General features: G+C 39.2%; 12 protein-coding genes, 1 tRNA gene and 1 riboswitch. Of the genes, 3 read left to right on the top strand and 10 right to left on the bottom strand.

Going from position 1 to position 12,259, the window contains the following annotated elements; translation table 11 throughout:
• Positions 1 to 12: 12 nt before the first annotated feature.
• Positions 13 to 86: transfer RNA gene (locus E1176_RS13645), tRNA-Asn, on the bottom strand.
• A gap of 152 nt (positions 87 to 238) precedes the next feature.
• Positions 239 to 1,480, bottom strand: a complete 1,242-nt coding sequence (locus E1176_RS13640; protein ID WP_155211188.1) for an Nramp family divalent metal transporter — start codon at positions 1,478 to 1,480, stop codon at positions 239 to 241.
• 263 nt (positions 1,481 to 1,743) lie between these two features.
• On the opposite strand from E1176_RS13640, the gene E1176_RS13635 reads away from it, so the two are divergent.
• Positions 1,744 to 2,160, top strand: coding sequence for an Hsp20/alpha crystallin family protein (locus E1176_RS13635; protein ID WP_155211187.1), 417 nt, complete (start codon positions 1,744 to 1,746; stop codon positions 2,158 to 2,160).
• Between the two features lie 71 nt (positions 2,161 to 2,231).
• On the opposite strand, the gene E1176_RS13630 is transcribed toward E1176_RS13635, so the two are convergent.
• Together E1176_RS13630 and E1176_RS13625 are read right to left on the bottom strand one after the other, a co-directional pair.
• Positions 2,232 to 3,125: a hypothetical protein gene (locus tag E1176_RS13630; protein ID WP_155211186.1), complete on the bottom strand. Its 894-nt coding sequence runs from the start codon at positions 3,123 to 3,125 to the stop codon at positions 2,232 to 2,234.
• Positions 3,126 to 3,229: 104 nt separating this feature from the next.
• On the bottom strand, positions 3,230 to 4,552 hold the full coding sequence (locus E1176_RS13625) for a CHASE2 domain-containing protein (protein WP_155211185.1): 1,323 nt from the start codon (positions 4,550 to 4,552) through the stop codon (positions 3,230 to 3,232).
• 106 nt (positions 4,553 to 4,658) lie between these two features.
• On the opposite strand from E1176_RS13625, the gene meaB reads away from it, so the two are divergent.
• On the top strand, positions 4,659 to 5,645 hold the full coding sequence (gene meaB, locus E1176_RS13620) for a methylmalonyl Co-A mutase-associated GTPase MeaB (RefSeq protein WP_155211184.1): 987 nt from the start codon (positions 4,659 to 4,661) through the stop codon (positions 5,643 to 5,645).
• A 220-nt stretch (positions 5,646 to 5,865) separates the two neighbouring features.
• Here meaB and E1176_RS13615 read toward each other — a convergent pair whose 3' ends face one another.
• From E1176_RS13615 to E1176_RS13595, 6 genes are read right to left on the bottom strand one after another with little or no spacing between them, the layout of a single operon-like run.
• Positions 5,866 to 6,594 (bottom strand): Dph6-related ATP pyrophosphatase, encoded by a 729-nt coding sequence (locus E1176_RS13615; RefSeq protein WP_246206056.1) that lies wholly within the window; start codon positions 6,592 to 6,594, stop codon positions 5,866 to 5,868.
• A gap of 19 nt (positions 6,595 to 6,613) precedes the next feature.
• Positions 6,614 to 6,979 carry a four helix bundle protein gene (locus E1176_RS13610; RefSeq protein WP_155211183.1) on the bottom strand — a complete coding sequence of 122 codons (366 nt, stop codon included), beginning with the start codon at positions 6,977 to 6,979 and terminating at the stop codon, positions 6,614 to 6,616.
• 33 nt (positions 6,980 to 7,012) lie between these two features.
• The gene (locus E1176_RS13605) at positions 7,013 to 7,399 is read right to left on the bottom strand and encodes an acyl-CoA thioesterase (RefSeq protein WP_155211182.1); all 387 of its coding nucleotides are present in this window, start codon (positions 7,397 to 7,399) and stop codon (positions 7,013 to 7,015) included.
• Entirely contained in the window at positions 7,374 to 7,538 is a 165-nt protein-coding gene (locus tag E1176_RS20730; protein WP_185152805.1) for a C1orf53 family protein, read from the bottom strand. Before E1176_RS20730 ends, E1176_RS13605 begins: the two co-directional genes overlap by 26 nt.
• Before the next feature lie 49 nt (positions 7,539 to 7,587).
• Positions 7,588 to 8,691 (bottom strand): YncE family protein, encoded by a 1,104-nt coding sequence (locus E1176_RS13600; protein ID WP_155211181.1) that lies wholly within the window; start codon positions 8,689 to 8,691, stop codon positions 7,588 to 7,590.
• Between the two features lie 6 nt (positions 8,692 to 8,697).
• The gene (locus E1176_RS13595) at positions 8,698 to 10,608 is read right to left on the bottom strand and encodes a TonB-dependent receptor plug domain-containing protein (protein WP_155211180.1); all 1,911 of its coding nucleotides are present in this window, start codon (positions 10,606 to 10,608) and stop codon (positions 8,698 to 8,700) included.
• 93 nt (positions 10,609 to 10,701) lie between these two features.
• Positions 10,702 to 10,933: riboswitch (cobalamin riboswitch) on the bottom strand.
• Between the two features lie 63 nt (positions 10,934 to 10,996).
• On the opposite strand from E1176_RS13595, the gene E1176_RS13590 reads away from it, so the two are divergent.
• Complete coding sequence (locus tag E1176_RS13590; protein ID WP_155211179.1) at positions 10,997 to 12,148, top strand: ABC transporter substrate-binding protein; 1,152 nt, start codon at positions 10,997 to 10,999, stop codon at positions 12,146 to 12,148.
• The last annotated feature ends 111 nt before the right edge of the window (positions 12,149 to 12,259 follow it).

Genomic DNA, 12,259 nt, shown 5'->3' with positions numbered 1-12,259 from the left:
GGATGGGTTTTGCTCCCCTTCTTGGACTCGAACCAAGGACCTACTGATTAACAGTCAGCCGCTCTAACCAACTGAGCTAAAGGGGAAAATAATGTCTTATTTTTTATCTTCACTACACTTTCTGCGGTGATCATCCGAGGTGTTTGTCTCAAATGGAATGCAATATTAGAGGTTCGGATTTAATTATGCAATACTTAATTTCAAATTTTTTTATTTGTTTTTTCTGCATGATCAAATACTAGATCATCATTATATAAAAATACACCAAAGTAAACGAACACAAAAAGACTAAACCTGCTATTGCTAGCCATTTAAGCCACTTTTTTGGTCTATACTCCAAACTTATTTCTTTAGAAAAGATCACTTTATAATTTAAAAATGCCGCCAGCGGTGCAATCACAAAAGAAACTATAGTAGCTAAGTCTACCAGACTTTTCAGATTGTTTAAAAACTGGGAAATAACCAGATAACCACCAACACCGGTTAGCAATATCCATAAGAAATAATTATATCTGGGCTCACGCCCTCTTAACAGCTTTGTAATTCTAGACATAGTACGTCCATAACCATCTAAAACTGTGATTGTGGTACTAAACATAGTACTAAAAGCAGCTGCTGCTATTATCAAATAGGTCCACTCACCAATCGATGCCGTGTACATGCTTATGATTTGGCCAGCAAATGCTGAAGAGCTATTAGAAAGCTCCATACCAGAGCCATACATGACCAGAGCACCGAGCGATAGAAATATACAGGCAAGGAATGCGGTGAATATATAACCAATATTAAAATCAAGGAGCGTTTCTCGCATAGTAGGCTTATACTTAGTCTGCTTTACTCTGGCTTCTGCCCATAATCCCGTCCAGGTTGACATGTCTACAGCAGTTGGCATCCAACCCATAAGAGCAATGAGAAAAATTATACCCGAGCTATTTAATACCTCCTTCGGCACAAACCCCTCTGCAGCTGGTGGTCTACCATTGATAACCGCAGCCACAAATGCTACAATTGTAGATAAGAGCAATACAGCACTTACAATTTTTAATAAACTATCTAAAGCTCCGTATCTACCGCTAGCCAGTATAATAACGCAGGTTATAAGTATAATTACAGCCCACCAATCGGTGCTGTACTCAAGACCAAGAAGATTGCCTAAGAGGCCGGCTGCAACAAACGTTACAGCAGCTGTCACAATAAACATGGTAACAAAAGTCATTATACCATATACCCACAAGATCCATTTGCCAACTTTAGCATAACCATCTAATATACTCAAGCCAGTGGCGCCAGTATACCTTGAAGAGAATTCGAAAAATGGGTACTTGAATAAATTAGCTGCTACTACAGCTCCTAAAAGTAAAAATCCATATTCAGCTCCTGCCCTGGTCGATTGTACCAGATGCGAAACGCCAATACACATACCAGCAAAGACGATCCCCGGCCCGAGAGCTTTTATAAAATTCTTTAGCTTATCATTCATAGTTTTTAGCTTGACCCATAAATATATAAAAACAGGTTCAACTCTGTTAAAAATTTACACGAGCATCGGATTCTAAAAGCAATCTATAAGTCAATATTTCATCTTATATGCTGTCATTTTGTCTAATTTTGACAATCATTAAATGCATTATATGTCATTTTGTCTTGTTTTAGTGCGAGGGGATGTGAAATTTACAGTTGGTACAGTTTTGATACATAGAGAATCAAACGAACAAAATATTAAAAACAAAAACCTAAAATATTATGACACTAGTAAGATATAATCCGCTAAGCAATTTCGTTCCAGGTACATTTGGTGACCTATTAGAAAATGCATTAAAAGAAACTAATGCCAACTCATTTACTCCTGATGTAGACATTACTAAGAGTGAAAAAGAAATGCAGCTACATATTGTGGCTCCCGGTTTAGAAAAAGAAGACTTTAGCATTGATTTAAACGAAAACAGACTTACCATTTCTGGTGAGAGAAAGCTTGAAGACAAAGAAGGAGTGAGCTACATAAAGAGAGAATCTGATTTCGGTAAATTTTCGAGAACTTTTAATCTCACAGACGAGATAAACAAAGAAAAAATTGATGCCAGCTATACCAATGGCATTCTAAAAGTTACACTTCCGCTTATCGAGAAGAAAGTAAATAAGGCTACTATTAAAGTAAAGTAGAAGTTTAGATTTGGTGAGTAACAAAAAAAGCCGCTTCAAAAGCGGCTTTTTTATTGAATATCAAAATTTGACTATTCGCCCAATCGATTTCTCAAGAGAAATTCTACGTAGGCTTCTTTATAACTCTCTACTTCTGGCGCAAGGCTTATTGCTTGCTCGTAGCTTGTAAGCGCATCAACTAATAGGTTATTCTCTTCATAAAAACCTGCCAGTATGTACTTATTTAATGCTGTTTGCTCATCTACATCAGACATCAACTCACTCAAGGTTGTTTTTACTTTACTTACATCTGACTCAGGTAATTTTTTAAGCGCATGAGTACTTGATTTAACAGACTCATCTTCTTTTGAAGCTACTGACAATAACACTACATTTTCTTTAGCAATTTTATCATCTGCTAAATCTATTTTCACATGCGGGTCAGTGGTTTCCATTTTAAGTAGCTCATCACCAAACATGTTATTTAAGGTAACTACATAGGTAGCATTTCCTTCTAATGAATCCCATCTGATGATCGCTTCCTTGTTATATACACCTGCAGAACTAGGCATGAACACTGTGATTGCATCATTGCTTCCTCTATGAACTGCCCCAGTAGCGCTAAGTCTGTTTTTCTTACCTTCTGCTGACATTTTACTCAATACAAAGTCTGCATATTTACTAGCCACGCTAGAGCCGTTGGTATTTACCTTTGCGGCCAATTCAGATACTTTGTGATTTCCTGCAGCTTTCAATTCCATCGTTTTCCCTGTAGAATGAACTAGTCCTAAGTAGGCATTATCAGAAATGCTTAGTTCATCCGTTTCATTCAAAGAAGCACCTGTTTTAAGTGGCTTCCATTCAGCGCCCGACTTCACTTTATTCTCACCCTTGTTGGCCAATACTTTAAAAGTATACCCTTGACCAAAAGACACGCTGCATGATATTATCAGGAGGAGCGCTAAAATTGATAAATTACTTTTCATGATTTGGTTTTTAAATTAAATAATTTTGATATTCAATAATATTTTTTATATACACCCTTTTATACTACAAGTACGATAATGGTAAACAGCTGGTTTCTTTTTTTTTAAGATTTTGCCGTCATTTTGTGCTTAGAACGAGATTTCTTGCGACCTAAGTTAGCAACTTTAGAAAGATTCTTTTTGCTAAAGATATTTTTAATAACGCCATAATACACTTCCAATAAATCTCCAGCCAGAGCTACTGCAAACAAACCGATAGTCAGCTCGAGCTTAAAACTCTTCCATGAGAATATGTAAATGATTAAAAGTAAGATGAGTAAAACCTCAACCACCTGAATAAGTTTAGTAGTACCATCATACCAGGTGCCCAGGTTTCTATAAATCCAGGAGAAAAGCAGCACGTTGAGAAAGCACAATATTACTCCTAATATATTTTCTGTGGTTTCACTAAAGGTATCGACATAATCACCATTTAAGATCATAGAAGTTATATTGGCATGGATCACCAATCCGTACATATCGGGGTTGGCCCTGCCGGCTATTTTCTCATTAAGTGGTGTAAAAAATTTATCCTCCCAGGAGTCGTGCAGAAAGTTATCTCCAAGATAGCCCACCAACACGATTTTGTCTTTCAATAACTCCGGCACAAAGTCTTCGGTCAACACCTGATCAAAGTCAAGCGCATAAAAACGTGAAGAAAACTTATCCTCACCATAGATATTGACAAAATCGCCTCTGAAATTAATGGTTTCAAAATCATTATCTCTGTCGAATAAATTTTGTGTCACTCCAGGCTTCACTTTTTCTGCCAATTGAGCGCCAAATGCATTATACTCTTCATCATTGGTCAGTTTTCTTTTCGGAGGAAATTTTCTGCAAATTTTCACATCACTTTGATACCTGGCATCAGTATCGAGGTTGGCAATGGCCAGCTCAGCATTTTGGATAAACAGACTATCTGAGGCATATAATATATCATAAATTTCTTCACCCTGATGTTTGACCGCGACAGAATCAGATTGGTCAACCTTGGCGACCATCACGATATCGCTTTTTGCATCTGCAATAGCGCTGCCCAGGCTTAGAGAACCGAGGGTATCGTCTTTATACCCTTTAAAAAAACCATCTATACCAATTACTTTAGGGTTGTAGCGATCTATAATTCTTATTTGCTCCGCAATTCCTCCTCGAGATAGTGGTCCTATATTTACTAAAACTATACTGGTATCGGGCGGTAGTGGGTCTCTTAGTTCTGAAAAAGCATAGTCTGTCAATTCCATATCTGCGAGTGCCTCTCCAATAGGGTCTAGTGCATCAAACACCCTGAAAGTGGAGATATTTTGCACCATATACATAAAGAGGTATATAAAAATGGTAGCAAAGATGCTATCTACCCATATATTGGTTTTAATCCTACGTTTGGCCATTTTTCAAGACGGATTTTGGAATTGCATAATTGTCCAATTTAGCAATTATCATAAAAATTCGCTAATGGACCGGTTGTTAATGCCCTAGTTATTATTTTAGTTGCTCATGCAAACCAAAAGAAGAAAACGTTTATCAGCCGAAGAGTACATCGATGGTGTATTGGCCGGTAATATGGTGATTTTAAGTAAAGCAATTACGCTCATAGAGAGCAACCTCCAAGCCGATATGCTATTGGCAGAAAAGGTACTCACTGGCGTTTTACCCAAAACCGGAAATGCTTTACGCATAGGAATCACAGGTGTTCCCGGAGTTGGAAAAAGTACCTTTATAGAATCATTAGGCACGTACATCACCAATGAGCTTGATGAAAAATTAGCTGTTCTAGCCATTGATCCGAGTAGCCAGCGCACCAGCGGGAGCATTTTAGGTGATAAGACACGTATGGAAGAGCTTTCTCATAACCCAAAGGCCTACATCAGACCTTCTGCAACAGGTGCTTCCCTGGGTGGCGTGGCCAACAAAACCCGAGAAACGATGCTGTTATGTGAGGCAGCTGGCTTTGATGTTATTTTTATTGAAACAGTTGGTGTTGGCCAGTCTGAAGTAGCCGTAAAAGGTATGGTGGATTTCTTTTTGCTATTGATGCTATCTGGTGCAGGTGATGAACTACAGGGCATAAAAAAAGGTATTATGGAAATGGCAGATGCCATTGCTATTACAAAAGCGGATGGTGAAAATATTGAACCTTCTAAAAAAGCTGCGATAGAATATAAAAATGCGCTGCACCTATTTCCACCTTCAGACACAGGCTGGACTCCAAAAATAATTACTTGTTCTGCCCTTACTAAACAAGGCATCGACAATGTGTGGGAGCTCACCGAAAAGTTCTTCGCTCATATGACTGAAAAGCAATTGCTAGAGCCGATTAGAAAAAAACAAAACATCAATTGGATGCACGAAACGATAGCTTATTTACTTAAGCAGCAGTTTTATGACAGACCTGAGGTGGTAGACCAGTTGAAAACTATTGAGAAAGAGGTTGGGGATGGCAGAACCACTCCGCAAGCGGCAGCCAGGAGGTTGTTAGGTTAGGAAGACGGGAGTTGGGAGTCGGGAGTCAGAAGTTGGAAGTCAGAAGTTGGAAGATGGAAGTTGGAAGTCGGGGGTTGGAAGATGGGAGTTAGGAGTGAGAAGTCGGGAGTTAGATGTTAGAAGATGGAGGTTGATACTTGGTGGTTGATGGTTAGAGGTTCGAAGCTGGAAGTCGGAAAATAGAGATTGGAGGTGTGAAGATGGAAATTGGAGTGAAGAGTTAGAAGTCTAATTCACCGAAGAGAAAAGTGGATTTAATATTTTCGATAGACCCATCATCATTCTTCTTGTTGTAGCTATATTCCTTTGACACCACTTCTTTTACATCTACGGAAAGTGGATAGCTAAACATCGGTCCATCATAAACGAAGGTATGAAACTCACCATTTTCACCACACACGTCTACTTTTTCGGTTAAGGCTTCAATAAACTTTCTATCGATGGTTTTTCCTAAGTCTTCGTCTTTGAAAAATTCAGCATTGGCAGCACAGACTTTAGTTTTATAACCAGCATCAATGAATTCTTCTATAAGCTTGTTTGTTGGCTCACCCCAAAGCGGGTAATAACCGGTTAGGCCTGCGTGCTGAAGCATCTTCTCACGATAGCTCTTAAGGTCTTCTAAAAAGATATCTCCATAAAGTACCCCTTCAAAATCCTCGTTTTCTAAATCAGCAAAGTAAGCATTCATGAGCTGCTCATAGTTTTGATGCCCCTCGCTCGCCTTTAGATAGAGCTTTTCTAAAGGTATACCCAAACTTGCTGCCTGATGGTCTATTAGTTTTTCGGAAACTCCATGTAGCCCAACTCGCTTTAGGTCTGCGTCTATCACCGTGTGCAGATGATCAACTTTATAAGCACCTGACTGCAGCACCCTATGCAAGGCCAGCATCGAATCTTTACCACCACTCCATGCTACTGATATTTTAGGTTTTGTATTTAAGTTATTCAATTATTAAGTAATTGAGTTATTAATTCAGCTTAGCCTTTTTTAAATATGCTATATATCCATTTAAAACTTTAAGACATTCATCAAATTGTTCTCGAAGTGACTTTAACTCTGGAACACTAATCAATTTTTCATCTTTTGCACAGATAAGATGGTCCAAAACTTCAAATAAAGAACCTCTTGCTTGCCTACAAAACTGAATGTTTTCCTGATAATGAAACCTACCAAACCCTTCGGCAATATTAGCTGTAACTGACCTTGAGGATCTCAAAATCTGGTCAGTTAGCCTATATTTCTCGTCAGAAGGAAACTTTTTGACCACTCCTGATATCTCACTTCTAAATGCTCTTGCCTTTTTCCATGCAAATAACTCTTCAAATGAATGCATTATGCAAATAACATGTTTCCTTATAACCAATAACTAAATTACACTAACAGGATTTTTCGCATTATCAATAGCCACAAAGGTAAACTCACCATTAATGGCCTGCTCACGATCTTCAGAATACATTTGCTCGATAAAAATTTCTACTTGCACCTTCAAACTGGTATTGCCCACGTGCACGACCTTACCCAATAACTCAACCAGGGTTCCAGCTGGTATCGGCTGCTTAAAATCCACTCGCTCAGAAGACACTGTTACCACTCTTTTTCTTGCAAATCTTGTAGCTGTTATAAACGCCACCTCATCCATCAACTGTAGGGCTGTACCTCCAAATAAGGTATCGTAATGGTTAGTTGTGTTTGGAAATACAGCTTTAAAAATGGAGGTTTTAGAGTTCTCAATCCTTTTTTCCAGTTCGCTCATCTTTATCTTTTTTATAACCGTAAGGACAGTGTCTGCACCCACTTCTGCAGCAGTAGCCTCTTTTTAAATGATATTTTTCAGTGAAAACGTATAGGCCGTTTTCAATGTAAAATAAGTCATCGTCTTCTTGCTCGGGCATTAGTCTAAATTTTCATTACTGATGCAGACACTGATTAAATGTATCTAGATTATTTAAAAATCACACTATTTGGGGCAATTCCTACTTGGTACTCATCGCCTAAATCTCCTGACTCTGTATATTGGTAAACTTTACCGCCACTTGTAAAATCAGGAGCTTCACCACCTATAAAATCACCTGTAGATGGATCTACGCCAAAGCCATAAAAGCTTTTTTCAATAAATGATGATATCTGAAAATCAGAGGCCTCTTGAGTAGTATTTGCAGTATAAATACCTCCATTATAATTGAAATATAGCATATCACCATCGGGCCCTATTGATAAATTACCCGGGCCAACACTCTTCTCTGTCATATTAACAATAAACTCCACCTGATCGCTAGCAGTATTAATTTTTGCTAAGAATCCTGGTGTGGTTTCTTCAAGATTTACCGACCAATCGGCATTGTAGGCGATCTTTCCAGAGCCGGCTACCCAAAGGTTACTCGCTGCGTCTACTTGAAGTGCTTTTGGGTTATCTCCTACTTCAATATTAGTAATCAGTTCATCGGTAGTAGAATTGATTACAGAAATTGTATTATCTGAGCCATAGCCGCCACCATTTGCTACATAGACTCTGTCATTTAATTTGACCATTGTGTTAGCGCCTGCCCCGGTAGCTATTGATTTCGTTATATCATTTGTCTCCAGATCCAATACCTTTACAGTTCCTGTGAGTCCGTCACTTCCCCAGTCTGAAACGTAGGCTTTATTGTCGCTTACTTCAATGATATAACGAGGAGAAACCAGTCCGTCTTCAGTGTCTATGGTAGTTACAGTTTTATAATCCTCCAGGTTAATTACCTCAATTTTGGCAGAACCCTGCACGACAATATATCCGAAGCTGTCTATAATGGTCATAGATTGCGCCTGATCTCCAAGATCACGACTGTTGGCTTTAAAGAAAACATCATTCTGCATAGTGCCGGTTTCTTTGTCATAAAAAGAAAGGCTGGCGTTTCCCGCACCAAACGCCCCTTCGTTTAGAATGAAATAACCGTCTTCTCCTGGTGTAGAAGGGGTTACCCTATCATCATCAGAACAGGCAGTGAAGAAGATAAGTCCAAATAACAGTAGACTTAAAATACGAAATGGATTGTTGTTGATTTTCATTGGTTATTAGTTAAAAGTATAGTTTAAACTTAAGTTGTAGTGTCTACCTGGCATAGGGTAAGTGCTTCGTGCCTCATAGTCATTGTCCCAGGCATTATTTACTCTAAAAGCCAGGTCAAAAGCATGTTTGCCCTTCTGCCATTGGTATTTTACTGATACATCTGTTAGCGAATAATCATCAAGTTGCCACCTTTCATTATTATCAGCTGTGGTGTATTGATTGCCAGTGAAAGACTGGTTTACAGAAAGCATAAATTGATGATACTGTAGGCTGGCAGTAAACACCCCCTGATGTGTTGGTACATATATCAATTGATTACCGAGGTCAGCCTCGTTACCATCTTCCTCAATTTTTTCTTTTGTAGCCTTAGTGTAGGTATAATGTGCGGTGATAAACAGCCCCAGATCTTTATTGAAAGAGACCTTATAATCGCCTGAAGCCTCCACACCTCTGAGCCATGCCTCCACAACATTTACCGGCCTCCAGTTGCCTTGATCATTAGGTTGCCACTGAATCCAATCGTTGATGTAATTGCTAAATGCTGTAACCTCTACATTAAACTGATTATTTTCTCCAAGCTCAAATATTTGACCCACTTCCAGGCTTACGCCTTTTTCAGGACGCAAATCAGGATTGCCACTATCTGTACCACTTACCCAGTACAAGTCATTAAATGTTGGGATTCTAAAACTTCGAGCAGCTTTAAATTTAAGTGCATAGTTAGGTCGCATTTGGTAGTTGATACCCAAAGACGGTACAAATGGTGTGGTTTCTCCATCAACCAACACTTCTCTTGCCGAAACAGCAACTTCAACCTTATCCCAAAATAGTTTTTTCAATAAAGCAAAAAGTGCCGCTTGATTACGAGATGGCGCAATCCCACCATAGCTATTTACTTCGGCCGTTTCGTAAGTGTAGTTTATCCCAACCTGGAGTCGTGTGGTTTGTGGCAGCACAAAATCTGATTGCACTTCATTAATCCACATATTAGAAATGCTTGGTGCATTATGGTTATAAATAAGCTTGCCGTATAACCAGCTAGACTGTGCTTTGAGTCTACCAGAAACTACGTCACGCGTATAGATAGCAGTTGTTCTGTGGAATACATCGTCTTGTTTGTCATCCCGTTGCTGAGACTGCCCGGCCGTTGGTGGTAACTCAACTGCATTACTTTGTCCCCAATATTTGATTTTAATATCGCTTTGATCATTGATTCTGAAGGAAGGTTCGACCATGACACCATACCGGTGTACGGCAGAGTTGGTCATAGTTACTTCACTCTGAGAGAATCGGTTATAATAAGGAAAATCGTTTGTTGCATACTCATTGAAAGCCCTAAATGTGAAGGCATAATTTTCATTAGATTTTGAAATGTTGATGCCTGAGTAAGTCCTATCAAAGCTGCCTACTTGCTGTAGTAGCTCAAGGCTAAATGGGTTTTGTTTAAATACCTGGTCTTGAGTAGAGATTTGAATAGAGCCGCCTATTACACCACTCCCAAACATTGCACTCCCTGCTCCATACTGAAGAGCCACATTGTCTATAAAAGAAATTGGGATCATGCTGAGGTCTGCACTTCCATTGGTTGGACTCTGCAAACTCACCCCCTCCCATAGAACTGCCGACTGGCTACTACCAGCCCCTCGGAAAGAGACTGTAGACAGGCCACCTACTCCGTAAGAACGGATATTGAGGGCAGAATATCTTTTTAGTAAGTCGCTTAGGTTAGTCTGCTGACTAAAATCAATAGCCTTACCCTCCAGCTCTACCACTTTATCAGCTGTTCCGTATTCTTCCAGGCGCGAAGAGAACACATTGACTCCATCAAGAAGCAAGGTATCCTTTACGATATCCTGAGCCTGCAATTGAAAACAGGTCAGAATCACTAAGCCTATAGTAATACTTTTAATCCTCATACTTTGACACAAATGATTTACGCCAAAGCTTTTCGAAAAATAAAATGGTACAAGATATTGATCTTATGCCAAGCCATAACTCCCGAAAGCTTTACTTTAAAAATGATCATGGCAGGTCTCCTGGCTTTCCCAACTTCAGGACCTTCCCGTCTCAAATATCTGGACAGTGGTAAGTTGACTGAAGCGAATGTCCGCTAGCTATGGCTAGGGTGGGATCACAGTTGCGGGTACAGCCCTCGAATTTCTTTTTCTAAGATCACGAGGTTCCCTTTTAATCTAAAATCGATAGTTGATCGACTTCAGAACCAATAATCTGGTGCAAAGGTAGTAAATATTTTAGTGGAGAAACTAAAATGTTTAATATTGTTGCGTCAAAACTAAACATCTCATGAAGTCGACCCATCTACTATTAATTTTAAACCTATTTATTTTTGGTTGCTCTCAATCAAACAATAAACAATCTGAAAATAGTGTTGAAAGACCAGCAGACGCACTACATAAGACTTCCGTAAAGTATGCTGAGGGATTTACTGTGAGTTATAAAGATGGAGCTAAATGGGTAGAAGTTCCAACTCCATACAAAAATGCGGAGCAGGGTTTTAAATATTTATTGGTACAAAAAGGTGATCCTGTACCCAAGCATGATGCTGACGTACAAGTGATTGAGGTTCCCATCGAAAAAATTGTCTGCACTTCCACCACGCATATACCATTGTTGAATCATATTGATGAGACCAGTTCCCTGGTAGGTTTTCCTACGCTCGATTACATTAGCTCAGAAAAGATGCGACAGCGAATTGACTCCGGAAAAGTCATGGAATTAGGCGTGGATAAAGAAATGAATCTGGAACTGTTGGTGAGTGCCGAACCAGAGTTGGTCATGGCTTACACCATGAGTAATAATTACGGGCAGTTTAAACAAATGCAAAATGCAGGTGTACCTGTAGTAATCAATGCAGAGTACATCGAGCCACACCCACTGGGGCGAGCAGAGTGGATTAAGTTTATGGCCTTATTCTTTAATAAAGAAAAAATGGCCGACTCTGTATTTTCAGAAATTGAGCGCAACTACACCATGCTAAAGGAGAAAGTTAAACAAGCTGAAGTTAATCCTTCGGTTTTAAGTGGAGTAGTTTATGGAGATACCTGGTACCTCCCTGGTGGACGCAACTACGCAGCTAAAATTTTAAGAGATGCTGGCGGTAATTATATCTGGTCTGAAGACTCTTCATCGTCCTATTTGGAATTGAGTTTTGAAGCAGTTTATGAGAAAGCCAATGACGCTGACTTTTGGATAGGTGTAGCCTCCTACGAGTCACTAAAATCTATGACTGCAAGTGACGAACGATATGCTAATTTCGAAGCTTTTAAACAGGGCAATGTCTATACATACAGTGCCAGAAAGGGTGCAAAAGGCGGCAATATATTTTTAGAACTTGGCTATCTGAGACCAGACCTTATTTTAAGCGATTTAGTAAAAATTTTACACCCCGAGCTGATAGAGGACCAGGAGCTATATTTCCATGCAAAATTAAATTAAAAGCATGTTGCGCAAAGAACGCAAAGAAGACCCAAAGCTTCTCAAAGAGTTAAAAAGAACTTTGGGTGATTCTAGTCAAAAACAATGTGGTAATTGAGATCAAAACAAAGA

The sequence above is a fragment of the Fulvivirga aurantia genome (genome assembly GCF_009711475.1).
Classification (GTDB): Bacteria; Bacteroidota; Bacteroidia; order Cytophagales; family Cyclobacteriaceae; genus Fulvivirga; species Fulvivirga aurantia.
The sequence above is the reverse complement of the archived record's forward strand: the minus strand, read 5'-3'. Positions and strand labels throughout refer to the sequence as shown.

Excerpts from the sequence above, each read along its gene's own strand:
- E1176_RS13605 (WP_155211182.1), bottom strand. The coding sequence starts at position 7,399 with ATGAGCGAACTGGAAAAAAGGATTGAGAACTCTAAAACCTCCATTTTT.
- E1176_RS13590 (WP_155211179.1), top strand. The coding sequence starts at position 10,997 with ATGAAGTCGACCCATCTACTATTAATTTTAAACCTATTTATTTTTGGT.
- meaB (WP_155211184.1), top strand. The coding sequence starts at position 4,659 with ATGCAAACCAAAAGAAGAAAACGTTTATCAGCCGAAGAGTACATCGAT.
- E1176_RS13625 (WP_155211185.1), bottom strand. The coding sequence starts at position 4,552 with ATGGCCAAACGTAGGATTAAAACCAATATATGGGTAGATAGCATCTTT.
- E1176_RS13600 (WP_155211181.1), bottom strand. The coding sequence starts at position 8,691 with ATGAAAATCAACAACAATCCATTTCGTATTTTAAGTCTACTGTTATTT.
- E1176_RS13610 (WP_155211183.1), bottom strand. The coding sequence starts at position 6,979 with ATGCATTCATTTGAAGAGTTATTTGCATGGAAAAAGGCAAGAGCATTT.
- E1176_RS13595 (WP_155211180.1), bottom strand. The coding sequence starts at position 10,608 with ATGAGGATTAAAAGTATTACTATAGGCTTAGTGATTCTGACCTGTTTT.
- E1176_RS20730 (WP_185152805.1), bottom strand. The coding sequence starts at position 7,538 with ATGCCCGAGCAAGAAGACGATGACTTATTTTACATTGAAAACGGCCTA.
- E1176_RS13635 (WP_155211187.1), top strand. The coding sequence starts at position 1,744 with ATGACACTAGTAAGATATAATCCGCTAAGCAATTTCGTTCCAGGTACA.
- E1176_RS13640 (WP_155211188.1), bottom strand. The coding sequence starts at position 1,480 with ATGAATGATAAGCTAAAGAATTTTATAAAAGCTCTCGGGCCGGGGATC.
- E1176_RS13630 (WP_155211186.1), bottom strand. The coding sequence starts at position 3,125 with ATGAAAAGTAATTTATCAATTTTAGCGCTCCTCCTGATAATATCATGC.